The sequence below is a fragment of the Paraburkholderia phosphatilytica genome (assembly GCF_003443895.1).
GTDB lineage: Bacteria > Pseudomonadota > Gammaproteobacteria > Burkholderiales > Burkholderiaceae > Paraburkholderia > Paraburkholderia phosphatilytica.
Genome location: NZ_QQOA01000050.1, coordinates 1 through 26,066, shown reverse-complemented (window position 1 = coordinate 26,066; position 26,066 = coordinate 1). Strand labels below are relative to the sequence as shown.

The window sequence follows — 26,066 nt, the reverse complement described above, 5'->3', positions numbered from 1 at the left end:
GCTATGAAAACCGCGCTATGAAAACCGTTATCTGCGAACAACCCGGCAAACTCACCGTCGCGGAGCGGCCGGCGCCCGAAGCCGGCCCGGACGACGTGCTGATCCGCGTGAAGCGCGTGGGCGTGTGCGGCACGGATCTGCACATCTTCACGGGCAATCAGCCGTATCTCGCGTATCCGCGCGTGATGGGGCACGAGCTGTCCGGCATCGTCGAAGCGGCGCCGCCCGGCGCGCGCGTGAGCGCGGGCGACCAGGTGTACGTGATGCCGTATCTGTCGTGCGGCCAGTGTGTGGCGTGCCGGGCCGGCAAGACGAACTGCTGCGCGAATATCCGCGTGCTCGGCGTGCATGCGGACGGCGGCATGGTCGAATATCTCGCGGTGCCGCAGGCATTCGTGTTCAAGGCGGAAGGCGTGACGCTCGAACAGGCCGCGATGCTCGAATTTCTTGCCATCGGCGCGCATGCGGTGTCACGCGCCGATGTCGCGAAGGGTCAGCGTGCGCTGGTGGTCGGTGCGGGGCCGATCGGCATGGCCGCGTTGATCTTCGCGAAGCTGCGCGGCGCGCAGGTTACGGTGCTCGATTCGCGCGACGATCGCCTCGCGGTCTGCGAGCGCGCGCTGGGCGCCGATTACACGGTCAAGCTCGACACGACGGAAGCGGCGCACGACGTCGACACGCTCGCGCGCGTGACCGACAACGAATTCTTCGACGTGGTGTTCGACGCGACCGGCAATGCGAAGGCGATGGAACGCGGCTTCCGCTTCGTCGCGCACGGCGGCAAATATGTGCTGATCTCGATTGTGAGCAGCACGATCACGTTCTCGGATCCGGAGTTCCACAAACGCGAAACCACGTTGCTCGCGAGCCGCAACGCAACCGTGGCCGACTTCGAAACGGTGCTCGCCGCGATGCGCGCGGGCAAGATTCCGACGGATGCGCTGAACACGCATACGCTTGCGCTGGAGAACCTTCCGGACGATTTCCTGAAGCTGCTGGATGCAAGCGCCGGCGTCATCAAGGCGCTCGTCACCTGCTAGGTCTTATTTGTATTTCCGCTTGATCCCGCTTGATTTCGCTTGTTCCTGCTTTCGAGGTGATCCCATGCAGAACCCCAACACAACCGGCGCGGCGCATGTCGTGATCCGTCTGCATCCGAAAGACGACGTCGTCATCGCGACGCGTCAGCTGCTGCCCGGCACGCGCATCGATTCGGAGGATCTCGTGGTGGCGGGCATGATTCCGCCCGGCCACAAGGTCGCGACGCGCGCAATCGCGGCGGGTGAGCCGGTGAAGCGCTACAACCAGATCATCGGCGTCGCGCGCGAAGCGATCACGCGTGGGCAGCATGTGCACACGCACAACCTGGGCATGGCCGAGTTCGCGCGCGAACATGAATTCGGCGTCGATCTGCACACCACCGCGGCGGTCGCGGAGCCCGCGCATTTCATGGGCTATCGCCGCGCGGACGGCCGCGTCGCGACGCGCAATTTCATCGGTATCCTGACGAGCGTCAACTGCTCAGCGACGGTGGCGCGCTCGATCGCGGATCACTTCCGGCGCGACGTGCATCCGGAAGAACTCGCCGACTTCCCGAACGTTGACGGCGTGATCGCGCTCACGCACGGTCTGGGTTGCGGCATCGATTCGCAGGGCGAGGGCATCACGATCCTGCGGCGCACGCTGGCGGGCTACGCCGATCATCCGAACTTCGCGTCGGTGCTGTTCGTGGGTCTCGGCTGCGAGACCAACCAGATCGGCGGCGTGCTCGAATCGGGCGGCGTGCAGCATGGCAACGCGCAACTGCGCAGCTTCACGATCCAGGAAAGCGGCGGCACGAAGAAGACGGTGGAACGCGGCATCGCGGTGGTGCGCGAGATGCTGGTTGACGCGAACCGCTCGGCGCGTGAGCGCGTGCCGGCCTCGCACCTGATGGTCGGCCTGCAATGCGGCGGCTCGGACGGCTACTCGGGCATCTCGGCGAACCCGGCGCTCGGCGCGGCGGTGGACCGCCTGGTGCAGCACGGCGGTACCGCGATCCTGTCGGAGACGCCAGAGGTGTACGGCGCCGAACATCTGCTGACGCGCCGCGCGGTGAGTCGTGAAGTGGGCGAGAAGCTGCTCGCGCGCATCGCGTGGTGGCAGGACTACTGCCAGCGCAACGGCGCGGCGATGGACAACAATCCGTCGGCGGGCAACAAGGTGGGCGGCCTCACGACGATTCTCGAGAAGTCGCTCGGCGCGGTCGCGAAGGGCGGCACGACGAATCTCGTCGACGTGTACGAGTACGCCGAACCGATCCGCGCGAAGGGCTTCGTGTTCATGGATTCGCCCGGCTACGATCCGATGTCGGCGACAGGGCAGGTCGCATCCGGCGCGAACCTGATCTGCTTCACGACGGGGCGCGGCTCCGCATATGGCTGCGCGCCGTCGCCTTCGCTGAAGCTCGCCACCAACACGGCGCTCTGGATGCGCCAGGAAGACGATATCGACATCAACTGCGGCGGCGTGATCGACGGCAGCGCGTCGATCGATCAGCTCGGCGCGGAGATCTTCCAGATGATGCTCGACTGCGCATCCGGCACGCGCTCGAAGAGCGAACTGCACGGCTACGGGCAGAGCGAGTTCGTGCCGTGGCAGGTGGGCGTGGTGACCTGAGCCGCGGCTTCAGGGCGTGCTTCTTCAAGACCTCACTTCGTGGACGGCCTCGCCGCGCCGCGCACGCCCACATACAGCGAATACAGCGACGTGCTCGCGGCAATGAACAGCCGGTTGCGGTTCGGGCCGCCGAATACGAGGTTCGCCACCGTCTCCGGCACGAGAATCTTGCCGAGCAGCGTGCCGTCGGGCGCATAGCAGTGGATGCCATCCGCGGCGCTCGTCCACACGTTGCCGTGTTCGTCCAGGCGCATGCCGTCCGGCACGCCGGGCAATACGTCCTTGAAAACGCGCGAATTGCGCAGCTTGCCGCTGCTGTCCACATCGAACACGCGGATGTGACGCGGGCCGTTGTCGATATGCGAGGCGCCCGAATCGGCGACGTAGAGCTGCGTTTCGTCCGGAGAGAACGCGAGGCCGTTGGGCTTCGCGAAGTCGTCGGCGACGCATTCGACCTTGCCGTCCGCCGGCGACACGCGATACACGTTGCAGCGGCCCACCTCGCTCGGCGCGCGATAGCCTTCGTAGTCGCTCAGGATGCCGTAGTCGGGATCGGTGAACCAGATCGAGCCGTCCGAATGCACGACGACGTCATTCGGCGAATTGAGCCGGTGCCCTTCGAAACGATCGGTGATTGCGGTGATGCTGCCGTCGTGCTCGGTGCGCGTGACGCGGCGTGTGCCGTGCTCGCAGGTGACGAGCCGGCATTCGCGGTCGAGCGTATTGCCGTTGCTGAAGTTCGCGTTTGCGCGGAACACGCCCACGCCGACGTCCGGCACCCAGCGCATCATCCGGTTGTTCGGAATGTCGCTCCATGCGAGGAAGTTCGCGGCTGGAAACCACACCGGCCCTTCGGACCACCGGCAGCCACCGGCGAGCTTCTCCATGAAGGCATTCGGTTGCAGCAGCGCGCGGAAACGCGCGTCGTGGATTTCGTATTCGTTCGGGTTCATGGGCGTGTTGGCCAGGAAGATTCGAGCAGTCGATTACACGGAAAATCCGTCGGGCGTCTCATGAGCAGGCATCATCCTTTCGCCAGCAGATTTTGCCGCTTCGCAAGCCCCAGCCGCGTGAGGCGATATTTCTGGAGTCGGCTGGTTGGTTTTTCCGGAACGGTCATCTCGATCAGGCCCAATTCCAGAGCGGGCGCAAGGTAGCTTTTCCGGAAGTGGTCGGGGTCGCTTAGTCGTAGCTGCTGCTGGATTTCGACGCGGCTCTGTTCATCGGCCATCGAAAGCAGCAACCTCGTGACTTCCGGGGTGACTTCCGGGGTGACTTCCGGGGTGACTTCCGGGGTGACTTCCGGGGTGACTTCCGGGGTGACTTCCGGGGTGACTTCCGGGGTGACTTCAGGGGTGTTCTTCGGGGCGAGGAACGTAAGGGTGACGCCGCCCGTCGGATCCGACTCCCATCGGGGCGGCGGCAGATTGGCCAGACGGCAGGCCTCCTGAATCACCACGCTCCCGCGCCCCAGCTTTTCCATGTAGCCCTGAAGGTAGAGCGCATGGGCGATGTCCGGGTTGCGGAGCACCGAAATATGTCCTTCGTGCAGTTTTGCTTCGTCCATGCCGGGAGGAAATCCGCCGGAATTCCAGATCTGCAGTCTCTCGCTCGAGATTTCGACCTTGATGCCGCCGGCGAAGTTGCTGTAGTCGCGATGTGCAAACGCATTGACGATCGCCTCGCGGATCGCGCGTTCGGGGTAAAGCGATTTGTCCTCTCTCTGATTGCTCGAAGTCGGGAACACGGCGCGCTGCGGCGTGTTTCGAACGACGAACGCATAGAGTTGCTCGATGACGTCCGTCATCGGCCCTTCGAGGTGCTGCAGGTCCTCATATTCGTCCGATGCTTTCTGCCGAAAGCAGACGGCACGTACTCTGGCTTGGGGATGTCGGCGCGCAGGGTCGATCGATAGAAGAACGTCGGCCGCGTTCGTGAAACGTCCATATCTGGCCAACGACAGCAACTGCAGTTGATGCATGAGGTCCTGCGGGACCTGTCTTACCTGGACCGGAATGCGCTTTGCAGTCAAAAGTCTCCCGCATGCAACCGGAGAAAGATTGTCTGGTTCGAGCTCAGGCGAAAACCGGCGTTCCCAACGTTCCGGCTCAATCTGTTTTCTCAGCACCATGTCGCGGATGGTATTGACGTCCGCCTTGCGTGTAACCTCGCTGTCCCGCGTGAAAATGTCATCCCGATACGCGTACGGTATGTCCTTGCCCGCAGGCACCTCGACGACCAGGATTTTCTTTTGCCCGATCTCCTGAATATCGACCGAGAACAATACCGGCGGCTGTATGCCGGCCTTGAGTGCACCGTCGAGGTTGAGCGCGCTCTCTTCGGCCTGCTCGATGCCGAGCACTTCGCCGTCGTCTTCCACGCCGCAAACGAGATAACCGCCGCGCGAATTGAGAAACGCGCAGACTATCGGGCCACAGGAATCGGGTGTCGGCGTTGCCTTGAACTCGACTGTCTGGCCTTCACCCAAGGTCAGCAGCCTTTTGACTTCCGAAAGCGATTTACTCATTCCGACCTCGGATGCGCGACTCCATCTGGCTGCTGTTGGCGAAGGCTTCGTGCAGGCGCCGCTCGACATCCTGATAACGCGAAAACTGGGCGACGACGAACAGGTTGGCATCCTCGTCGCGGTCGAATTTCTGGACCCAGTTTCCCTGGCGCTCGTCCAATGGCAGTTGCTCCATGGTTGCGTCCTCATACATGTCGATAATGCGCAGGTCGCTGATGGACGTGGACCTCGGTTTCAACTTCAATGTCTGCCTTGCCGACCGGTCGCGATAATTCAGGTCCATCAGCAGGCGGCGAGCAAATACGACGTGATCGTGCGCGAGGAACCAGCGGGGCTTGTTCAGTTCGATCGCCTTGACCATTTCCTGGTGGGTGATCGACAGGTCCGATTCATTGATGCCGCTGCCGTACTGCGGCGTAATGATGCCGAGGAACAGATCGCATTGTTCGACCGCCGCGAGACAGGAGCCGAACGCTGACTCCGAAGAAGAAACTGGAACGGTTCCCTTGTGGGACATCCAGACCTCGTACCCGAACGAGGTGAGTAGCGCGTAGACGCGATCAAGCAGTTCCTCGACTCCATATACGGTCGATGACACCATCAGTTTCAGCTTTTCACTCATGCGACACCAAACCAGTTTCGAGCTTCGGTACCGAGCGGGTTTTCGTATCGTGTGTTGCCTTTCACGACGATCGGGACCCCGCTCATTGAAGACAGCGGCAAACCAACACGGATTGCACGCCGTTACCGGATGGTGCATACATGCGTCACTAATTTTAACCTGAAGCCCGCGGGCTGGATGGGACATCGACGAAGGCGGCTTCAGCCTCGCTTACTTCACCGCCGCCACCTCTTCGATTTCTCCCGCCACAGGCACGTTGCCCGACGGGCTCATCATGCGCGGCTGCAGCAACAGCGCGACGAGCCCCGTCCAGCCGGTCTGATGCGATGCGCCGACGCCGCGCCCGTTGTCGCCATGGAAATACTCATGGAACAGCACCAGATCGCGGCAGCGCGGGTCCGCCTGCAATAGCGGATACGCGCCCATCACCGGCCGCTCGTTGTTGCGGTCGAGCAGGAACAGCGTGGTGACGCGGCGCGCGAGTTCGTCGCCTATCTGCTGAAGCGTCAGCTTTTTGCCGGAGCCGGTTGGATACTCGACGAGAAAATCGTCGCCGTAATAGCGGTGAAACTCGTAGACCGACTCGATCAGCAGGTAGTTGACCGGCATCCAGATCGGGCCGCGCCAGTTCGAATTGCCGCCGAACACGCGCGAGTCCGATTCTGCTGGCAGGTATTGCACGCCGAAACTGCAGCCGTTGTAGCGATACACGAACGGCTCGTCGAGATGCTTGCGCGACAGCGCGCGCACGCCGTGCTCCGACAGAAATTCGCTTTCGTCGAGCACGCGCCTGAGCAGCGCTTTCATCCGGTGTCCGCGCAGCAGCGACAGCAACAGCGCATTGCCCTTGCCGGGTTCGTTCCAGCGCGACACCAGCCGCGCGAGATCGGGCCGGTGACTCAGGAACCAGACGAGGCGATCGCGCAAGCCAGGCAGGTTGCCGTGCACGTGCTCTTCCAGCACGCGCACCGCGAAGAGCGGAATCAGCCCGACGATCGAGCGCATCCTGAGCGGCGTGCTGGTGCCGTCGGGCAGCCGCAGCTTGTCGTAGAAAAACTCGTCCACGCTATCCCACAGGCCCGTGTCGCAGCCGTCGTCGCAACTCACCGCGCCTGCGATGTACAGGAAGTGCTCGAAGAACTTCACGCCGATATCGACGAATACCTGGTTCGCGAATGCGAGTTCGAGCGCCATCCGCATCAGGTCGAGCGCATACGCGGCCATCCAAGCAGTGCCGTCCGCCTGATCGATGTGGCCGCCGGTGGGCAGCGGCGACGAACGGTCGAAGATGCCGACGTTGTCGAGACCGAGAAAGCCGCCCTGGAAAATGTTGTGGCCGTCGGCGTCCTTGCGGTTCACCCACCACGAGAAATTCAGCAGCAGCTTGTGAAATACGAGTTCGAGGAAGTCGCGGTCGGGCTTGCCGGTGATCGAGCGGTCGATCTCGTACACGCGCCACGTGGCCCACGCATGCACAGGAGGATTCGCGTCGCCGAATGCCCATTCGTACGCGGGCAGCTGGCCGTTCGGATGCTGATAGCGGTCTTTCACGAGCAGCAGCAGCTGTTTCTTCGCGAACGCCGGGTCGATCAGCGCGAACGCGACGGCCTGGAACGCGAGGTCCCACGATGCGTACCACGGGTACTCCCATTTGTCCGGCATCGACAGGATGTCTGCGTTGCACAGATGTTGCCAGTCGGTGTTGCGGCCGCGCAGCCGGTCAGGGGATGGCATGGGCTGCAGCGGGTCGCCCGACAGCCAGCGGTGCACGTCGTACTGGTAGTACTGTTTCGACCACAACAGGCCCGCGAGCGCCTGGCGCTGCACGAGCCGCGCATCGGCGCCGTCGATGTCGCGCTGCAGCGCGTCGTAGAACTCGTCCGCTTCGGCGATGCGATGCGCGAACAGCGAATCGATATCGAGCGGCGTGTCGTCCGGCGCCGACTGTGGGCGCCAGCGGAACGTGATGACCGCCTTCCCGTACGCTTCGAGCTCGACATGCACGCGCGCCGCGGCCTTCGTGCCGGTGTCGCGCCGCACGGCGTTCGCGTCGCCGTGCACGACGTAGTCGTTGAAGCCGTCCTTGAACGGGCCTTCGCTGTCCATGCCGTACATCCGCTTCACGTTGGTATCGTTTTCGCAGAACAGCCACTCGACGGGCTGGCCGTCTTTCGTCGCGGCCGTCACGACGAGCGGGTCGTGGCCTTCGTTGTGCGCGACCAGATGCGGTTGCGGCGACTGCATCAGCGTGAGCGAAGGCTTTACCTTGACCGGCTTCCACGACCACGAATTGCGCGCCCAGATCTGCGGCAGCACGTCGAGCGATGCGATCTGCCCCGCGCGGTTCTCCACCGTCACGCGCATCACGATGTCTTCGGGCGTGTGCTTCGCGTATTCGACGGTCACGTCGAAATAGCGCTCGTCGTCGAACACGCCGGTATCGAGGATCTCGTATTCGGGCATGCCGGTGCCGCGCCGCGCGTTCTCGTCGATCAGGTCCTGGTACGGATACGCGGCCTGCGGGTACTTGTAGAGCATCCGCATGTACGAATGCGTCGGCGTGCCGTCCACATAGAAGTACAGCTCCTTCACGTCCTCGCCGTGATTGCCCTGCTCGTTCGTGAGACCGAACAGCCGCTCCTTGATGATCGGATCGTGGCCGTTCCACAGCGCGACTGAAAAGCACCAGCCGAGGTGCTCGTCGGAGAACCCGGCGATACCGTCTTCGCCCCAGCGGTACGCGCGCATCCGCGCATGGTCGTGCGGAAAGTAGTCCCACGCGGTGCCGTGCTCGCTGTAGTCCTCGCGCACCGTGCCCCACTGGCGCTCGCTCAGGTAGGGTCCCCAGCGTTGCCAGCGGGCGTAGTCAGGCGAGTGCAGGCGTTTGCCTTCGACGGTTTCCAGCAGGCCGCAGGCACGCTGAAGCATGAGGGTCCTCCTTGTCGGGCGGCGCGCGAGCGCGTCGGGAGCCACAATGCTAGCGCGGTTTACGGGTTGCCTGCGCGGCAATCTGCATGACGCGATGCGGTGCGCTAGCCGACGTCGCCGAGCAGTTTCCCGATCCGCAACAGTTCGCCGAGCGACCATGCCTGGAATGGCGTGCCGCCCGGCGTGTGCGGCGCGTCGCCGTCGGCGACTTCGGATAGATGATCGAGCCCGGCAGTGTCGAGATGCGCGAGCAATGGCGTGACGAAACGCGCGTGCGCTTCCGCGCGCTGCGCATCGCCGTTGCCGTTCACACGCAGCCACGCTTCGACGAACGGACCGATCAGCCACGGCCATACGGTGCCCTGATGATAGGCGCCGTCGCGCTCCATCACGCCGCCCTGATACCGGCCGCGATATGCACGGTCGGATGGCGCGAGCGTGCGCAGCCCGAGCGGTGTCAGCAGATTCGTTTCGACCTGCGCGAGCACCGCTCGCGCCGTATCGCCATCGACCAGCGCGAACGGCAGCCCGCCCACCGCGAAGATCTGGTTCGGCCGGATCGAACGATCGACGTTGCCTGCAGCGTGATCGGCGTCGATCACGTCGTAGAGCGCGCCTGTAGTCAGATCGACGAAACGCGCGGCGAACGACGCGCTCGCGCGTTCCGCGGGTTCGCGCCAGCGCGCGTCCCACTCGCTTGCGATCCGCAGCGCGTTGATCCACAGCGCCTGCACTTCGACCGGCTTGCCGACGCGCGGCGTCACGACCCAGTCGCCGGCCTTCGCGTCCATCCACGTGAGCTGCACGCCGGGTACGCCGGCCGAGAGCAGGCCATCCTGCGGATCCATTGCGATCTGGTAGCGCGTGCCGCGCGCATAGCCGTCGAGGATGGTGTCGACCGCGCTTCGCAGCATGCGTTGCGTTTCGGGCGGCACACTTGTAGCCGCGCAATAGTCATGTACAGCGATGACGAACCACAGCGATGCATCGACCGCGTTGTACTCGAGCGTGTCGCCGCTATCGGGAAAGCGGTTGGGCAGCATGCCTTCGGAGAGCGTTGCCGCCCATTCGAGCAGGATCGCGCCGGCGTCTTCGTAGCGGCCGCGCGCGAGCAGCAGGCCGCGCATCGCGATGAAGGTGTCGCGGCCCCAGTCGGTGAACCACGGAAAGCCCGCGAGAATCGTGCGGCCGTCGCCGCGCGATACCACGAAAGCATCCGCTGAGCGTTCAAGGCGCGACCCAAGCGACGCGCGCCGCAGTTCCTCGAAGCCCGCGAACAGCGCGGCGTGGACTGTGGCGTTGCCGCTCGCGTCCTGGCTGGCGTGTGAACCATCCGGCCGTTCCGCGCGCAACAGCAGCACCGCGTCGCCGCGCGCGAGATCGAAGACGAACACGCCGGGCGTTGCGAGGTCTTCGATGCAGTCGAGACCGCGCTCGCGTTCGCGCGGGTAGCAGAAGTTGCGGTACCAGTCGGGCGCGTGCGTATAGCTGCCATTCGACTGCGCGACGATGGCGGGGCGGTCGCCATACGGCTGCCAGCGCACCCGTTCGCCGTCCTGCTGCGCGGCAAAGCTGAACGCGTGATTCTCGTGGTGCAGCGCGTGATAGTCGCGGCCCGACAGCAGCGGTCGGACTTTCAGCGTCCACGCAGAGGGGGTATCGTTTGACGAGGACGCGGCGGATGTTCCTGACGGCGCCTCGAGACGCCAGCGCAGTACCGTCTCGCAGCTGGCTTTCGCGACGAACAGTTCCGCGACGAGCACCGCGTCGTCGCCGATGCGATAGCGCCACGTCGGCCACGGCGACGTATCGAAGCTTGCCAGCGCGCCGCTGGTGTCGGGGTAGAGCAGGTCGGGCGCATAGCGCTGCATCGTCAGCGGAATGCGTGTGTCGCCGCGTTCGAGCCATGCTTCGACGCCGTTGACGAGCACCACGCGGCCCGCCGGCGGCTGCGTCGCCGCGAGCAGCAGCGCGTGATAGCGGCGCGTGCGCGCGGTGCCGACGGTGCCCGACGCGAAGCCGCCGAAGCCGTCCGCTTCGAGCCATTCGTCATCGAGGCGGGCGGCATCGAAGGGGCTGTCGAAATGCGTCATCGTGATGGCGGTTCGTGAAGTCGCGTTGGGCCGAGTGTAAAGGAAGTGAAGCGCACCGACGCGGCGTGAAGCAGCAAGGTGCGAGTACCAGGCGGGTGCGACGCTTGCTTGGGCGTTGACTCCGGACTCAGGTAACGCACGCACGCATGCGCGCCGCGCCGCAACATGACAAACAGGTTACGGCCCGGCATGCGCGCCGACCCGTGCCACGCGGCCCGACCGGACACAGGCAATACGCGGGCAGCAACCGCATCACGCGCAAAACCGATTGAACTGTCGCGGCGCAGTAGCGGTCATTTCATTATTGCGCCCTTTTTGCTGTGCATCTGCGGGCTTGAAGAGCCGTCCATTCACGTTGTCCTGATGCGAGCCGAACCCATGCCGACCACCTCCGACGCCACCAGCAACGCCAAGCCGGGTACCCCTCCAGCGCCCGCCGGCAAACATCCCGCACCGCCTTGTACGCTGGTGATCTTCGGCGCGGGCGGCGACCTCACGAAACGCCTGTTGATGCCCGCGCTGTATAACCTCGCGGTGGATGGCCTGCTCGATCCGAAGATGAGCATCATCGGCGTGAATCACGGCGAGCGCGACACCAACGAGTTTCGCGAGGACCTCGGCAACGCGCTCAAGCAGTTCGCGGCCGACAAGGCCAGCACCTTCCACACGTCGAAGCTCGACGAGGACGCGTGGAATTCGATCGCGCAGCGCCTCGAATACATGGCCGGCGACTTCGAGGACGACGGCACTTACCAGAAGCTCGCCGGCAAACTGAAGCAGGCGTCGAGCGGCAATGCGATCTTCTATCTCGCGGTGGGCTCGCGCTTCTTCGAGGTGATCGCCGACCACCTGGGCAGCACAGGGCTGTTGAACGAAGACGAGAGCAAGGGCTTCCGGCGCGTCGTCGTCGAAAAGCCGTTCGGCACGGATCTGGCATCGGCGCGCGAACTCAATGCCCATTTGCTGGGATACGCGCAGGAAAACCAGATCTACCGGATCGACCACTTCCTCGGCAAGGACACGGTGCAGAGCATTCTCGCGGTGCGTTTCGCGAACGCGCTATTCGAGCCGGTGTGGCGCCGCGAATATATCGACAGCGTGCAGATCACTGCGTCCGAAGTGATCGGCGTGGAGGGGCGCGGCGCGTTTTACGAGCAGACCGGCGCGTTCCGCGACATGCTGCCGAACCACCTGTTCCAGCTGATGAGCATGATCGCGATGGAGCCGCCAAATTCGTTCGATGCGGAAGCGGTGCGCGACAAGAAGGCGGACATCATCGACGCGATCAAGCCGCTCACGCCGGACGACGTGGTATTCGGCCAGTACGGCCAGGGGCCGGCGGGGCAGGCTTACCGCGCGGAGCCGAACGTCGCGCCCGATAGCAACACGGAAACCTATGCGGCGGCGCGCGTGCATCTCGACAACTGGCGCTGGGCCGGCGTGCCGTTCTATCTGCGTACTGGCAAGCGGCTCACGTCGCGCCGCACCGAGATCTCGGTGCAGTTGAAGCAGGTGCCGTTTCGCCTGTTCCGCGATACGCCGGTGGACGCGTTGACGCCGAACGTGCTGACGCTGCGCATCGACCCATCGCATGGCACAAGTTTCGATTTCAATGTGAAGGCGCCGGGACCGGTGATGCAGATCGGCGCGGTGAAGTCGTCGTTCGACTATGCGAATTTCTTTGCCGAGCGGCCCAACGTCGGCTATGAAACGCTGCTGTACGACTGCATGCTCGGCGACGAGACGCTGTTCCAGCGCGCGGACAGCATCGAGACGAGCTGGGCCGCGGTGGACGACGTGCTGCATCCGAAGGGTAGTGCGATGCCGGTGCATACGTATGCGGCCGGCAGCGCGGGCCCGCAGGCGGCGGACGATCTGCTCGCGCGCGACGGCCGGCGCTGGCGTCCGCTGACAGAAACGCCGGCGCAAGCCGACGATGGCAACGCAGGTAACGCAGGTAACGCGGAGACGAAGAGCAAGTCCTGAAGCGAGCGCATCGCGATCCGGCCGGTCGTCGATCATGCATGCCCGGCCATCCACGATGTTTTCTACCGACTTTTCCAGTGAAGGGGACCAGCGTGACGACCCGAAAGACAACAACGCAATCGCCTGCCCGCAAGAGCGCGCCGCGCAAGACCGCGGCACGCAAGACGACGCTGCACAAGAGCGCGGCCGTGAAGACTGCCGCGAGTGCGGGCAAAGGGCAACGCAAAAGCGCCGCGAACACAGCGCTCGCGAACGAGCACATTCTCGCGATCGACGTGGGCGGCACCGGCCTGAAGGCGTCGATCATCGACGGACTAGGCGAGATGAAGACGGAGCGCGCGAGGGTCGACACGCCGCATCCGTGCACGCCGGACCAGCTCGTCGATGCGCTATACACGCTCGTCGAGCCGCTCGTGAAGCAGCTGCCGCCATCGAAGATATCGATCGGCTTTCCGGGCGTGGTGCGCGACAACCGCATCCTGACGGCGCCGCACTTCGGCGTCGAGGGCTGGCATGACATTGCGCTCGCCGATTCGCTCGCGAAGCGGCTGGGCGGTCTGCCGGTGCGGATGATCAACGACGCGGAAATGCAGGGCTTCGCCGCGATCGAAGGGCGTGGCCTCGAGTTCGTGCTGACGCTCGGCACCGGCGCGGGCACCGCGATGTTCCGCGACGGCGAGCTGATGCCGCACCTCGAACTCGCGCATCATCCGGTCAGCAAGAACCGCGCGTACGACGAATACATCGGCAACGAAGCGCGCGCGAAAGCGGGCAACAAGCGCTGGAACAAGCGGGTCGAAAAGATCATCGACATCCTGCATTCGCTCGTGAACTACGACAAGCTGTGGATCGGCGGCGGCAACGCGGCGCGCCTCACGTTCGAGCTGCCCGCGAACGTCGCGGTCGTGTCGAACGACGCCGGGATCGAAGGCGGCGCGAAGCTGTGGCATCCGCGTTCGGTGCGCGAGACCCGGCAACTGCCGGAATTCGCACGTCACGGCGCCAATGGCAAACGCGGCGGCTGATGGTCATGCCATTCGCAGGGCGCGCCGCGGCTTGCCTGTACCCTTGACCCTTTGCCCACTCACCGTGACAGGAGTTCGTGCAATGGCCATGCAGTCCGGCGCGGCGCGCTCGATGCCTCACCGATCGCTTTATCGTTTCTGGAGCCTGGTGCTCCGCTTCCTGTTGTGCGTGCTGTGCGGCGCGCTGTTCGGCGCATCGAGCGCGAATACGTACGCGGCCGTCGCCATTCCGGGCGTGCCCGCGGCACACGCCGCCCCTTCCACCGCAGCGCATGCGGCCGCGCCCGAAGCGGCGTCGAACACCATCACGCTGACGCCCGCGCAGGCGAAGCAGGCGCTCGACGTGCTGAACGACCCGCGCCGCCGCGCGCAGATCGAAGACACGTTGCGCGCGCTGGCCGTGGCGGGTGCGCTCGCTGCGCCGCCGCCCGCGGCGTCCGCACCCGCGGCAGCATCGGCGGCTGGTGCGCCGGCACCCGCGAGCGGCGCGGCCGCGTCGATCCGCAATGCGTTCACGGCGAACGGACTCGTGTCGCAGCTCGTGCGGCGCGGCGCGCAGTCTGTGCAGGGTGTCGGTACGGATCTGCGGCGCTCGATCGCGACGCTGCTCGATCTGTCGTCGGTGCGGGCCTGGTGGACCGTCAGGCTCGCGGACCCGCAGCAGCGCGCGGCGCTGCTGCAGCTGGCGGCCATCGTGATCGGCACGCTGCTGCCCGCGCTCGTGATCGAGTGGCTCGTGTGGCGGTCGCTGCGGCGCTTCCGTCTGGGCGTTGCGGCGCGCGGGATGGAAGGGCAGCCGGAAGAGGAGCATGACGCGCATACGGCGGCTGGCGCGACGCCTGCCGCTGCGCCTGCTTCTGCTTCTCCGCAAACGCCTGCGGAAGCCGAAGTGCAGGCGGAGAGAGATGCGGCCGCCGCCGCGGGAGCACCTCCGGCGGAAGCGCTTGCACCCGAAGCGCCCACGTCGATCACCGGCGTGCTCGCGAGTCACCTGAACTGGAGCGCTTCGGTCCATCACTGGACGCTGCTGCGCCGGTTGCCGTCCGCGCTGCTGTACACGCTGCTCGAAATCGTGCCGCTGGTCGCGTTCATCGCGGTGTCGGGGCTGCTCGCGTCGCTCCTCACTGACGACGGCACGGTGGCCGACAGCGTGCTCGGCTCGCTGATCGACGTCTACGTGTTCTGCCGCGCCGTCGCGATCGTCAGCGAGTTCTTCGTGGCGCCGGGTTGCCCGCGGCTGCGGCTCTTGCGCATGAGCGACCGCTCGGCGATGTTCCTGCAACGCTGGGTGCTCGCGATCGTCTGCATCTCGGGCGCGGGCGTCGCGTTCGCGAATGCCGCGCAGCCGATCGGGCTCAGCGACGCCGCCCATCTCGCGATCCTGAAGGCGGTGACGTTCATCGGACACCTGATGATCGCGATCATGATCCTGCAGTGCCGCCGGCCGGTCGCGGCGCGGCTGCGCGCGCGCAGCGGCGGCACCGGCGCGCTTGCGCTGTTCGGCAACTGGGTCGCGGACGTGTGGGCGGCGGTGGCGGCGTTCATCGTGATGGCGCTGTGGTTCGTATGGGCACTCGACGTGCGCAACGGCTACCGCACGCTGATCCATCTCGGCGGGCTCTCGCTCGTGATCCTGATCTTTGCGCGCGTGATCGCGATCGTCGCGTTCGGTGCGCTCGGTCGGCTGTTCCAGCAGGACGACCAGACGCCGCCGTCGATCGTCCGCAAGCGCGCCGCGCGCTACTACCCGATGCTGCGCCGTATCGTGTCCGCCGTGGTCACCGTCGTGACGCTCGTCGTGCTGCTCGAGGTGTGGGGCCTGCATATCTCGCAGGTGTTCGCGTCCGGCGCGGTCGGTCACCGGTTGCTGTCCGCGGTGGTGACCATCGTCGTCGCGGCGGCGGTCGCGCTGTTCATCTGGGAGGCGGTGAATGCGGCGGCGGAAAACAAGCTCGACGTGTGGACGACGGGCGGCGACTACGTGCGCGCCGCGCGCCTGCGCACGCTGCTGCCGATGCTGCGCACGGCGCTGTTCGTCGTGATCGCGTTGATCGTCGTGCTGACGGGGCTGTCGGAACTCGGCGTAAACACCGCGCCGCTGCTCGCGGGTGCGAGCATCTTCGGCGTGGCGCTGGGCTTCGGTTCGCAGAAGCTCGTGCAGGACTTCATCACCGGCATCTTCCTGCTGATGGAAAACGCGATGCAGGTCGGCGACTGGGTGACGCTCGCGGGCGTGTCGGGCACGGTCGAATATCTGTCGATCCGCACGGTGCGGCTGCGCGGCGGCGACGGCTCGCTGTACACGGTGCCGTTCAGTTCGGTGTCCACGGTGAACAACACGAATCGCGGCATCGGCAACGCGGCGGTGAAGGTGGTGATCGCATCTGGCCAGGACGTCGAGCTGGCGATCGCGACGCTGAAGGAGATCGGCGCGAGCCTGCGCGAGGACGATGCGTTCAAGGCCGGCATTCTCGCGGATTTCGCGTACTGGGGCGTCGATCAGGTGGACGGCGCGGGCGTGACGCTGGTCGGGCAGATCCAGTGCAAGGACAGCTCGCGCTGGGGCGTGCAGCGCGAATTCAACCGGCGCGTGTTCGTGCGCTTCGGCGAGCGCGGCATCCAGCTGCTCAACCCGCAGCGGAACAACGTGCTGATCGCGCCGGGCAGCAATGTGTCGCGGTTCGGGCGGGATGACGTGGAAGACGTCGAGGAACATGGCGACCGCGATGCGTCGCGCCGCAGGGGTGGCAGCGATGACGATGACGGCGGCAGTGAAAACGGCGATGGCAATGGCCGCGGCGGGAAGGGCGGCAAAAGCCGTGACGGCGATCGCGACCAGCCGCCGCCCGGGCGGCGTCCGAACTAGCACTGGTTGACGCGCGATATTGACCGCCGCTGTTGCGCCGTAGCCTCGGACGAAAGCGGCCGCCGCCGGGCCGCTTCCGCCCCGCCGGCTGGTCGTCTGCGGCCGATGTATCAGATATATTGAAAGGATCTATTCGAATTACGCGTTTTTCTTATGCCGCGGCGTGCGGCATAGTGACGCTTGGTTCAATTGCGTCCCTTCAATCCCATGAACATGCGGGCTGATTCGTCGATCTTCTTGCATCACGACCTGAGCTTTGCGACTGTCGCGTCGGGCGTCAGCCTGCCGTACGTCGAGTGCGGCGCGGGCGAGCCGCTGCTGTTCGTGCACGGGTCGCTGTGCGACTACCGCTACTGGGACGCGCAGATGCAGCCGCTCTCCGCGAGCTTTCGCTGCATCGCGCCGAGCCTGAGCCACTACTGGCCAGGCGTAGACGCCGGCATTCAGTCGGACTTCGGCTGGCGCACGCACGTCGACGAACTTGCCGATTTCATCGCCGCGCTCGATCTCGCACCGGTGCATCTGCTGGGCCACTCGCGCGGCGGCTGCATCGCGTTCCAGCTGGCGCGCACCTATCCGCGCCTGGTCCGCTCGCTGATCCTGGCCGATCCGGGCGGTCCGCTCGACAAGAGCACGGACAGCGCGAGCAGCGTGGCGACGCTGCCCCCCGCCACCAACGCGTTGCGCGCGAAGGTGGCCGCGCTCGTCGAAGCGGGTGAGGTGGAAGCTGGCCTTGAACTGTTCGTCGATTCCGTCAGCGTGCCGGGTGCGTGGAAGAAGAGCACCGCCAGCTTTCGCACGATGGCGATCGACAACGCGAGCACGCTTCCCAAGCAGCTGCGCGATCCGTTGCCCGCGTATTCGAAAGACGCCGCGGCCGACGTGAAGTGCCGCACGCTGGTGATCGACGGCCAGAAGAGCCCGCGCATGTTCCGCAACAACGTGGAGAGTCTCGCCGAGTGGATCTGGCTCGCTGAGCGCGACACTGTGGCGGGCGCGTCGCACGGCATGAACGTCGCGAGTCCGCGTGCGTTCAACGCGATGGTGCAGGCGTTTCTGGAGCGGTAAGCCTTAGCGTTCGCCCGCATCTTCAGGCCACCACGCCTCGCGCAGAGGGCGCGTTACGCCGCACTCTGTGCATGATCGGCTTTTCCAGCAGATGCCAGCTGACCGTACCGATGCTGGCCGCGCCGATCCAGGTGAGGATGCCGACGAGCACCACATTCATGTCCGGCCAATACCAGAGCAGCAGTTTGGTGATGGGCCACGCGTACAGATAGACGCCATACGAGATGTCGTTCTCGTTGTTGATCCTGCTGAAAACGGACTGCCCGCCAGGACGCGCGAACGCCAGTATCAGGTAGCCGCCAAATACGGCCACGCCCAGATTGACGATTGCCGGCTCGAACAGCGCGATGATGAGCCCTACCGAAAAGATCGCCACACGCTTCCGGTCGAAATGCAGACGGTCTCTGTAGAGCTGATACGTCGTTCCGCACAGAAATACGCCAATAAACCTTAGCATCGAGTGCGGATCGCCAATGGTGAGGTCGAAGACCTTGTCCCAAAGCGAGTGCGTCTGGATCTGCGCGGCAGCCTGAAGATCGAAAGGCTGATACTGCTCCGGAAAGATGCACGAGAGAACAAGCAGCGCAATTGCGGCAAGAGCCACGACGCGCTTCCGGTTCAACATACCCGCCAGCCCGAGCGCCAGGATCAGCAGGTAGCACTTGAACTCGTACGAGATGGTCCACATCGCATCGTTGAGTTCAGGGTAGTACGTTCCATGAAACGCGGTCTGCGAAGCCGGCATCTGCAATAGCAGGATTCTGGCTAGCACCATCAAAACGTGTTGCGGCGTGAACGCGACGTCACCGCCGCCCAATGGCGCCACGATGAGATCGCAGATCAGGTATGCCGCGATAAACGCCGGATAGATTCGCAGAATGCGCTTCTTGAGAAACGACGCGGGCGTTCGGCTTTTGAGGTAGCTCGCCGATATCAGATAGCCGCTGATGAAGAAAAAGCCGTCGACGGCAAGATCGCCGGACGAGATCGTGCCGAACAGCATGGTCAGGATTTCACGGTGACGGTTGCCGTCGCAGAGTTCAGGCGTATGCGCCAGGATGACAAGCGATGCAAATAACAGCCTGAGGAAGCCAAATGCGTTCTCGTGCGATTCAGGCTTGATCGGGCTCATTGTTTTTCCGGTGCCGGCATGCAGTCGCTAGACCTGCGGAGCACCAGAATAGTTGAGTCATCAACCAGCTACAAATCGGACCCGGGAACAGTGTGTGAGAGCGTACATTAGCAAAAAACGAAAACGCCTCACGCCTGCACGCACGCAGCAAGCGGCGCATTAATCGCGGCGGTCGAACGCAATCGCGTAAGGCGCCACCACGCCGGTAACAACGCACGCACCTCGGCGCGCAGAAAGCGGTCGTCGATCAGGAACACGACACCGCGATCCTGCTGCGTGCGGATCACGCGGCCCGCGGCCTGCACCACTTTCTGCAGGCCGGGAAACAGATACGTGTAGTCGTAGCCGTTGCCCGCGCCGAACAGCGCGTCCATCTTGATGCGCAGTTGCTCGTTGATCGGGTTCAGCTGCGGCAGCCCGAGTGTCGCGACGAACGCGCCGATCAGCCGCGAACCTGGCAGATCGATTCCTTCGCCAAACGAGCCGCCGAGTACCGCGAAGCCGATTCCGCAGCCATGCTCCTGAAAGCGCGCGACGAACGCGCGCTGTGCCGCTTCGTCCATCGCGCGCGACTGCTGCCACGTTGGAATCTGCGGGTGAGCGATCTGCAACTGTGCCGCGACCGCTTCGAGATATTCGAAGCTGCTGAAGAAGCACAGGTAGTTGCCTTCGTGCTTCGCGTACTGCCGCGCGACGAGTTCGACGATCGCATCGATCGAACGCTCGCGGTCGCGATAGCGCGTGGAGATGTGCGCGACCGCGTATGCATCGAGCTGTTCCGCGCTGAACGGCGAACCGATGTCGAGCTCGACGGTGTTGTCGGGCAGCCCGAACATGTCGCGATAGAAGTGCGCGGGCGTGAGCGTCGCGGAAAACAGCGCGACCGAATGCGCGGCGGCGAAGCGCGCACGCAGACCGCTCGCCGGCACGACGTTGCGCAGGCAGATCGAGGTGCGGCGTGCTTTAGCGTTCGACTTGCGCGGCGCGCCGCGCGTGACAGGCTCGTCGCCGATATCGAACAGCGAGTTTTTGTCGAAGCGCTCCGCCATGCGTACGAAATGGAGTGCGTCGAAGTAGAAGCGCTGCAAGGTGGAATCGAAGAGCTGCGGCTGATCGTTCGCGACTTCGCCGATCAGGCCCACCGCGTGTTCCATCGACGCGATCAGTTCCGCAGGCAGCGTATCGCTCGCGGCATACGGCGCGGGTTGTGCTTTTGCCAGCGCGTTCCACTGCCGGTTCACGCGCTGCAATGCCTGCTTCACGAAAGCGGGTGCGTTCTTGCGTACGTCGTCGAGCGCGCTGTGCTCGAGCGAGGCCGAGTACATCTTGCGGCCGCGTTCGAGCAGGTTGTGTGCTTCGTCGACGAGCACCGCGACACGCCACTCGTGATGCAGCGTCAGCGCATGAAGCATTGCGTAGACGTCGAAGTAGTAGTTGTAGTCGCCGACCACCACGTCGCTCCAGCGCGCCAGTTCCTGGCTCAGATAGTACGGACACACGCGGTGCGCGCGGGCGACGTCGCGCACCGCGTCGCGATCGAGCCTATGCAGTGCGAGGGCATCCGCGCGCGCGGCCGGCAGACGGTCGTAGAAGCCTTGCGCGAGCGGACACGATTCGCCGTGACACGCGCGGTCTGGATACTCGCAGGCCTTGTCGCGCGCAACCATCTCGACGACGCGTAACGGCAGCGGTTTAGCGTCGGGCGCTGCGAGCGCATCGAGGGTATCGAGCGCGAGACGCCGGCCCGAGGTTTTGGCGGTGAGGAAGAAGACCTTGTCGATCGCTTCGCCGGGGCACGCCTTCAGCAGCGGAAACAGCGTGCCGATCGTCTTGCCGATGCCGGTGGGCGCCTGTGCGAGCAGGCAACGCTTTTGTTTCGCGGCGCGATAGACCGCTTCGGCCAGTTCGCGCTGGCCGGGTCTAAAGGCGCCATGCACGAGCGTAAGCGCGGTGAGCGCCGCATCGCGCGCCGCGCGATGCGCGAGTTCCTGTTGCGCCCATGCAAGAAAGCGCGCGCATTGCGCGTTGAAGTGCTCGCGCAGTTCAGCGGCGCTCGCGCGTTCGGTGAGCACAGTTTCGCGGCCGCTCGCGACGTCGTAGTAGACGAGCGCGAGTTCGATGCCGTCGAGCGCATCGCGTTCGCACAGCAGCCAGCCGTACACGCGCACCTGCGCCCAATGCAGCGCGCGATGGTTCTCGCGCATCGCATCCAGATCGCCGCGATAGGTCTTGATCTCTTCGACGCGGTTCTGCTGCGCGTCGTAACCGTCCGCGCGGCCGCGCACCGTCAGTTCGCCGTAGCTTCCTGAGAGTGCGACTTCGGTGGCGTAGCTTGCGGGACGCCGCGCCGCTACCGTGCGATGGCCGGCCTGGCCTTCTTCCGCGGTTGGTGTGGGCGTAAAGCGCAGATCGAGATCGCCGCGTTTCGCGGTGAACTCGCACAGCGCGCGCACGGCGATCACATAGCTCATGCGAGGTTGCGCGCTGCGAGTTGCGCGTCCTGAACGTCCTGCTCGTCTTGTTCGTCCGCGGCGGCGTTCAGCCAGCGGACATGCAACACGCGCACCGGCAGATCGTGCAAGACGCAGTAGTCGAGCCAGCGGACCTGGTTGTCCTGCAGACGGTCGCCGGGGCCTTTGATTTCGATCAGTTCGTAGCGCTGTTGCGCGGGCCAGAAGCGGATCAGGTCCGGCAGGCCAGAGCGGTTCGCGCGCACGTCGAGCAGCAGACGCCGGAACCACAGCTTCAGGTGTGCGGCGGGCAGGCAATCGAGCGCGAGCTGCAACAGCTCGGGCGTCAGCATCTTCCACGCGACGAACGGCGATGCGATGCCGTGTTTCTGCGCGTACGTATCGAGTATCGACTGCCGGTAGGTGCCGCTGTCGAGTGCCTCGAAGCATGCGTCGAACCATGCAGTGCGGCGCGCGTGGAAGTCGTGCGCACTGAGGTCCGCGGGGCCGCGCTGGAACGGGTTGAAGAACGCGCCCTGCACCGGCGCGAAGATCGCGCGCCAGCACAGCAGGCCGAACAGCGAATTGATGAGACCGTTTTCGACGTAGAAGACCGGGGCATCTTCGCAGGTCAGGTGGTGAAGCGCCGCGTGTTCGACGCGCTCAGGCGGCGTGGGCTGCGGCAACGTGACGTCTTCCTGCACGATGGGCCGCTTTGCGTGGCGCCGCGCCATGCGTTGACCGAGCTTGCGCTGCAGGCGTTGCAGCGTGCGCTCGCCTTGCTGGTGCTCTTCGTCGTCGAGCGGTTCGGCGACGATTTGCGCGGCGAGTGCGAGGGCTTCGTCGAAGCGTTCGAGTGCTTCGAGCACGCGTACTTGGCGAAAGCGTGCGCCGGGGTGTTGTGAGCACGAGTAGACGTTGAGTGCGTCGTGCCAGCGGCTGCTTCGTTCGAGTGCCTGGCCGATGGCGTAGAGCAGCCTGGCGCGGCGAGCTTCGAGCCAGAGATTCGGCGTTGTGCAGTCTTCGACGGCGGTGAGGAGCGCGGCTAGCGGGGCTGGTTCATTCTCTTCGTTGCTTGCGTCGAAGCGTTCGAGCGCGTCGCGGCAGCCTTGCAGCGTGAGGTAGACGTCCACGTCGCCGCGGGTCTGGAATGCTCGCGCGGAATCGGGAAACGCGACGCTCTCATAGCGCACGATGCCAAGGTCCGCGACGACGAACTCCGACCAGTCCTGATACAGGTTGCCGAAGAACATCAACCGGAAACGATCGACTGCTGGGGCGATGCGCAGATGAAATACGCGGCTTGCGTCGCTTGGCAGCCATTGGCACCAGCTGCGTGGTTCTGGCTCGAGGCTCGTTAGCGTCACGTACAGGTCGATCTTGCGCGCGCCGCGAATCTGGCCGGCGGCGGCACTGACCGTGGATACGGTCTGCTGCAGTTCGGCCTTGCTCACTAGCGGGAACAGTTCGTCGTGAGCAAGCAGGGGATCGTCGTCGATCCAGCCGGCTGCGATGAGTTCACGCGCTGCTGCGAGCGGACAGCCGATTTCGTCGTACGCGAGGCGGTTCGTGCGGAAGTGCGGACCCTTGCGCATCAGCATCCGGACGAGCAGCGCCTGCGACGGCTCAGGCAACGCGCGAAAGACGGCGAGGAACTGGTGTTCGTCGTCGCCCAACACGTCGCGATAGCGCGCTTCGATCCAGTCGAGCGCGCGACGGAAATTGGCCAGATAGTAGAGCGGGTTGAGGGTGCGGTCCGGCGGCACGGTTTGCTTGAGCGGGCTGTATGTTTGTACAGGTATCGTAGCAGATTGGGGGAATGGGGATTTGCCTTATTCGGACGATCCTGGCGTTCGACCTGTCGGTTCCATCCACCCTTGCTGGCGCGCCCGTCCGATACCGGCAGTTTCGTACGACTCGCCACCTGCGTTCGCCTTTTATATTGGAGCGTGGCTGGAGGCGAGTATGGATGACTATGCGCCGAGCGTCTTGGTGGCAGTGCTGAACACAGACGGTGAGATTCGCGCTCATCGGGAACGCCTGAACTGGGTGGAGAGGATGTACTCGGAGGCGCACGCGAGTGACCGTGCGAAGCGGAAATCCGAGGAATGGATGCTGGAAATGAAGAAGGCGCAGCGCTGGCAGGAGGAGGCGACGTCGATCATGCGGCAGCTGACGCACCTCGTGAGCCATCGGCAGCTGTTGCTGCACTTGAGCGCGTGGTTGCGACACGTCACCTCAAGGCTTCCTGCTTCGCAATCAGGTCCTCGACGTAGAGAATCGCCACGAGGTGGTTGAGCACCCTGAAGTGGTCCCGAACGGACCGATGCATCAACGTGGTCCCCTCGATAATCGCTCGGGTTTCACGCAGCGTGAGTGTGGCGCCGTCGATCGCGTTCGAGTGGTATATCCAGTCAACGCGCTGGATTGTTCGTGCGCAGTCGCAGGTACCTTCGGTCTTTGCGGCTGAGGATCTCAGCACGGCCGTCTGTGCGTCGATGGTCTGCAGAAACTGATCAGGCATCCACGCCCCCGATTGTTCCGCTGGCGCCGATCTCGGTATGGCACTCCTAGTGCTCAGGATGCCCGCGATAGCAGCCGGTCAAGCCGAAGAGCGCAGTGAACTCGTACTGACAATCCTCGCACACATATTCCTGATGGACCGTCACGCTTCCGATCGCACAGGCACCCATGGTCACGTTCACCGACTCGCATGAAAGACACGTCGTCCGCAATTCGGCGAGAACCCGATTTCTCCATTCTTCTGTATCAAGCCTGACGGGCTCCACGACAATTCGCAATCTCTCTGGTAGCGGAATGCAGCAGGATTGGGTTTCACTTTCTCACATCGCTCTCTGCCTGCACCGGCCTCGTTCCAGCCAACCAGCGCTTCATCGATTTCGCCTGCGCCAAGTCTGGATGTGTTGCGCCTCATGACCTGTTCAGGCGCCGGCGCCGCTTCCGGCGCGAGGCGAATGGTGTGCAGAGTCCGTACGCTGAGCTCGGGAAGCTCTCGATCGCGCCTCGCGACCATCGTATGACGGTCCGGCGGACGCATGGATGCCCTTTCTTCTTCACGAGGCGCTCTCATCATGGCACGCGACATATCGTCAGGAAAGCGCAGTCCTTCGCCTCGACCAGCAGGGTGGCACTGTTTGCATGGACTCCACCAGATTTCGGCCGCTACGATGTGTTCGATAGGTGCCAACCTGGCGGATCTGTGGCCGGATAGATGTCCGGTGCGTGGTTCCGTATAATGAATTTACACTGCATCTGTTCGTGTCCAGGTGGGGTCATGTCATGGAAAAGCGAAATTCACTGAACAACGTTCTTCGATGTGCGACCAGTCGCAAGACCGATGCGGCTGCGTCACCGGAAAAAAAGAGCTCGCTGGAGGACGTTTTCCTGCGAGCGGCGAAACGGCAGGATCAGGTGCGTTCGCACGAGCTCGTCGAGAGCGGTGCCGAGACGCAGGAAGCCATGTTCTTCATACCGCCGGCCGTTGTCAGAGCGACCACATTCCGCCGGCGCACGGACGAGTTCTGATCGTGCCAGATATTGAAGCCCCGATTACTCCCGATCAGTTCGAGCGCGTGCTCTCCAGCGTGTCGAAATATGCGGTGCTGGTCGGGAGGCAGGCTTTAGCCGTCTGGATGGTTCACTACAAACTGGATCAGCAACTGGCCGTGCGTATTTCGGCGATTACGAGGGATGTGGATTTTCTCGGCAGCCGCGACGACGTGACGGCGATCGCGAAAACAGTTCAGGGCGTCGCGGAATTCCCGCCTCGTCGGGGATTAACTGCTCTCGTGGGCATGGTCAGGATCCCGGTCGGCGACGGAAAGTCGGCCAACGTTGACGTGATCCACCGCGTGGTTGGCCTGAAGGCGGAAGATGTTCGCCGCAGGGCGTTTGAGGCGACGAACGGCGCGCAGTCCTACATGGTGATGCATCCGCTCGACGTGCTCGCGAGCAGGGTAGAGAACCTCGCGACGCTTGCGAACAAGCAAAACGTCCAAAGCGTCCGGCAGGCAAACTACGCGGTGCAGGTCGCGCGCGAGTATGTGAGTGAGCTTGCGATCGGAGATGATGAACGATCGGCTCTGAAAGCGATCGAGCGCGTCGTCACCATCGCAAAAAGTTCAGCGGGTAGGAACATCGCTCGTCAGCACGACGTTGAAGGCGCGCGCATGCAATCCGGCCCGCTGGTCGCGTCACACGCGTAACTGGACACCGGTGGGTGCCGTGACGCTTAACCCCGAACGTGACTCAGTCGTTGAGATGGCGTCGATCGATGCGAATAAACAGCCATTGGCTGCATGAATGAGGCGACAACTAGTGCAACATCCCGTAAATAGATTGAATAAATAAATGCCTCGGCTATCATGGCGGGATGAGCCGAGGTCGCCATGCAACGCCAGTGAAGCTGGCAAATAGGGAACGACAGGAACTGTTAGCGCTGATCGAGCGGAAGACGGCGGCGCAACGAGATGTGATGCGGGCGCGCATCGCGTTGTGGGCCCACGAGGGCCACTCCAATACGGTGATCGCCCGTGAACTGGACGTCTCGGTGCAAACGGTCTGCCTGTGGCGCAAGCGCATTGCCCGGCAAGGACGGCGCGCGTCAAGGTAGTTGCCACCTCATTCATGCAGCCAAAGGCTGTTTATCTGCTTTGCGCGCCACCGTGGCGACAACCGAGTCGCGTTCCGG

The 26,066-nt window shown here is 64.2% G+C and carries 18 protein-coding genes; 10 read left to right on the top strand and 8 right to left on the bottom strand.

Annotated features, from left to right (window positions below):
• The first annotated feature begins 17 nt into the window (after window positions 1-17).
• Window positions 18-1,040 (top strand): zinc-binding alcohol dehydrogenase family protein, encoded by a 1,023-nt coding sequence (locus tag DVS29_RS32410; RefSeq protein ID WP_118184614.1) that lies wholly within the window; start codon window positions 18-20, stop codon window positions 1,038-1,040.
• Between the two features lie 64 nt (window positions 1,041-1,104).
• The gene (locus tag DVS29_RS32405; RefSeq protein ID WP_118184613.1) at window positions 1,105-2,658 is read left to right on the top strand and encodes a UxaA family hydrolase; all 1,554 of its coding nucleotides are present in this window, start codon (window positions 1,105-1,107) and stop codon (window positions 2,656-2,658) included.
• A 32-nt stretch (window positions 2,659-2,690) separates the two neighbouring features.
• Here the strand turns inward: DVS29_RS32405 and DVS29_RS32400 are convergent, their stop codons facing one another.
• The 5 genes from DVS29_RS32400 to DVS29_RS32380 form a co-directional block, all read right to left on the bottom strand.
• Window positions 2,691-3,611 (bottom strand): SMP-30/gluconolactonase/LRE family protein, encoded by a 921-nt coding sequence (locus tag DVS29_RS32400; RefSeq protein ID WP_118184612.1) that lies wholly within the window; start codon window positions 3,609-3,611, stop codon window positions 2,691-2,693.
• Window positions 3,612-3,682: 71 nt separating this feature from the next.
• Window positions 3,683-5,185 carry a Fic family protein gene (locus DVS29_RS32395; RefSeq protein WP_118184611.1) on the bottom strand — a complete coding sequence of 501 codons (1,503 nt, stop codon included), beginning with the start codon at window positions 5,183-5,185 and terminating at the stop codon, window positions 3,683-3,685.
• A complete protein-coding gene (locus tag DVS29_RS32390; protein ID WP_118184610.1) occupies window positions 5,178-5,807 on the bottom strand; it encodes a DUF4062 domain-containing protein in 630 nt (209 codons plus the stop codon). The genes DVS29_RS32395 and DVS29_RS32390 overlap by 8 nt, the downstream gene beginning before the upstream one ends.
• A gap of 210 nt (window positions 5,808-6,017) precedes the next feature.
• On the bottom strand, window positions 6,018-8,735 hold the full coding sequence (locus DVS29_RS32385; protein ID WP_118184609.1) for an MGH1-like glycoside hydrolase domain-containing protein: 2,718 nt from the start codon (window positions 8,733-8,735) through the stop codon (window positions 6,018-6,020).
• Window positions 8,736-8,839: 104 nt separating this feature from the next.
• Window positions 8,840-10,828 carry an amylo-alpha-1,6-glucosidase gene (locus tag DVS29_RS32380; protein ID WP_118184608.1) on the bottom strand — a complete coding sequence of 663 codons (1,989 nt, stop codon included), beginning with the start codon at window positions 10,826-10,828 and terminating at the stop codon, window positions 8,840-8,842.
• A 378-nt stretch (window positions 10,829-11,206) separates the two neighbouring features.
• On the opposite strand from DVS29_RS32380, the gene zwf reads away from it, so the two are divergent.
• From zwf to DVS29_RS32360, 4 genes are all read left to right on the top strand, one after another.
• On the top strand, window positions 11,207-12,814 hold the full coding sequence (gene zwf, locus DVS29_RS32375) for a glucose-6-phosphate dehydrogenase (RefSeq protein ID WP_240655924.1): 1,608 nt from the start codon (window positions 11,207-11,209) through the stop codon (window positions 12,812-12,814).
• A gap of 260 nt (window positions 12,815-13,074) precedes the next feature.
• Complete coding sequence (locus DVS29_RS32370) at window positions 13,075-13,839, top strand: ROK family protein (RefSeq protein ID WP_240655927.1); 765 nt, start codon at window positions 13,075-13,077, stop codon at window positions 13,837-13,839.
• Between the two features lie 82 nt (window positions 13,840-13,921).
• Window positions 13,922-16,705 (top strand): mechanosensitive ion channel family protein, encoded by a 2,784-nt coding sequence (locus DVS29_RS32365; RefSeq protein ID WP_240655923.1) that lies wholly within the window; start codon window positions 13,922-13,924, stop codon window positions 16,703-16,705.
• Window positions 16,706-16,912: 207 nt separating this feature from the next.
• Window positions 16,913-17,773 carry an alpha/beta hydrolase gene (locus DVS29_RS32360; protein ID WP_118184606.1) on the top strand — a complete coding sequence of 287 codons (861 nt, stop codon included), beginning with the start codon at window positions 16,913-16,915 and terminating at the stop codon, window positions 17,771-17,773.
• A 22-nt stretch (window positions 17,774-17,795) separates the two neighbouring features.
• Here DVS29_RS32360 and DVS29_RS32355 read toward each other — a convergent pair whose 3' ends face one another.
• From DVS29_RS32355 to DVS29_RS32345, 3 genes are all read right to left on the bottom strand, one after another.
• Entirely contained in the window at window positions 17,796-18,905 is a 1,110-nt protein-coding gene (locus DVS29_RS32355) for an acyltransferase family protein (RefSeq protein ID WP_118184605.1), read from the bottom strand.
• Window positions 18,906-19,033: 128 nt separating this feature from the next.
• Window positions 19,034-21,376 (bottom strand): ATP-dependent DNA helicase, encoded by a 2,343-nt coding sequence (locus DVS29_RS32350; RefSeq protein WP_118184604.1) that lies wholly within the window; start codon window positions 21,374-21,376, stop codon window positions 19,034-19,036.
• Window positions 21,373-23,121 carry a VRR-NUC domain-containing protein gene (locus DVS29_RS32345; protein ID WP_118184603.1) on the bottom strand — a complete coding sequence of 583 codons (1,749 nt, stop codon included), beginning with the start codon at window positions 23,119-23,121 and terminating at the stop codon, window positions 21,373-21,375. The genes DVS29_RS32350 and DVS29_RS32345 overlap by 4 nt, the downstream gene beginning before the upstream one ends.
• 199 nt (window positions 23,122-23,320) lie before the next feature.
• On the opposite strand from DVS29_RS32345, the gene DVS29_RS37085 reads away from it, so the two are divergent.
• The 4 genes from DVS29_RS37085 to DVS29_RS32325 all read left to right on the top strand — a co-directional run bounded on the left by DVS29_RS37085 (window position 23,321) and on the right by DVS29_RS32325 (window position 25,988).
• Window positions 23,321-23,653: a hypothetical protein gene (locus DVS29_RS37085; protein WP_124800744.1), complete on the top strand. Its 333-nt coding sequence runs from the start codon at window positions 23,321-23,323 to the stop codon at window positions 23,651-23,653.
• 1,002 nt (window positions 23,654-24,655) lie between these two features.
• Entirely contained in the window at window positions 24,656-24,901 is a 246-nt protein-coding gene (locus DVS29_RS32335; RefSeq protein ID WP_118184601.1) for a hypothetical protein, read from the top strand.
• Between the two features lie 2 nt (window positions 24,902-24,903).
• Window positions 24,904-25,581 carry a hypothetical protein gene (locus DVS29_RS32330; RefSeq protein WP_118184600.1) on the top strand — a complete coding sequence of 226 codons (678 nt, stop codon included), beginning with the start codon at window positions 24,904-24,906 and terminating at the stop codon, window positions 25,579-25,581.
• A gap of 194 nt (window positions 25,582-25,775) precedes the next feature.
• Window positions 25,776-25,988: a helix-turn-helix domain-containing protein gene (locus DVS29_RS32325; protein ID WP_164708043.1), complete on the top strand. Its 213-nt coding sequence runs from the start codon at window positions 25,776-25,778 to the stop codon at window positions 25,986-25,988.
• Window positions 25,989-26,066: the final 78 nt, after the last annotated feature.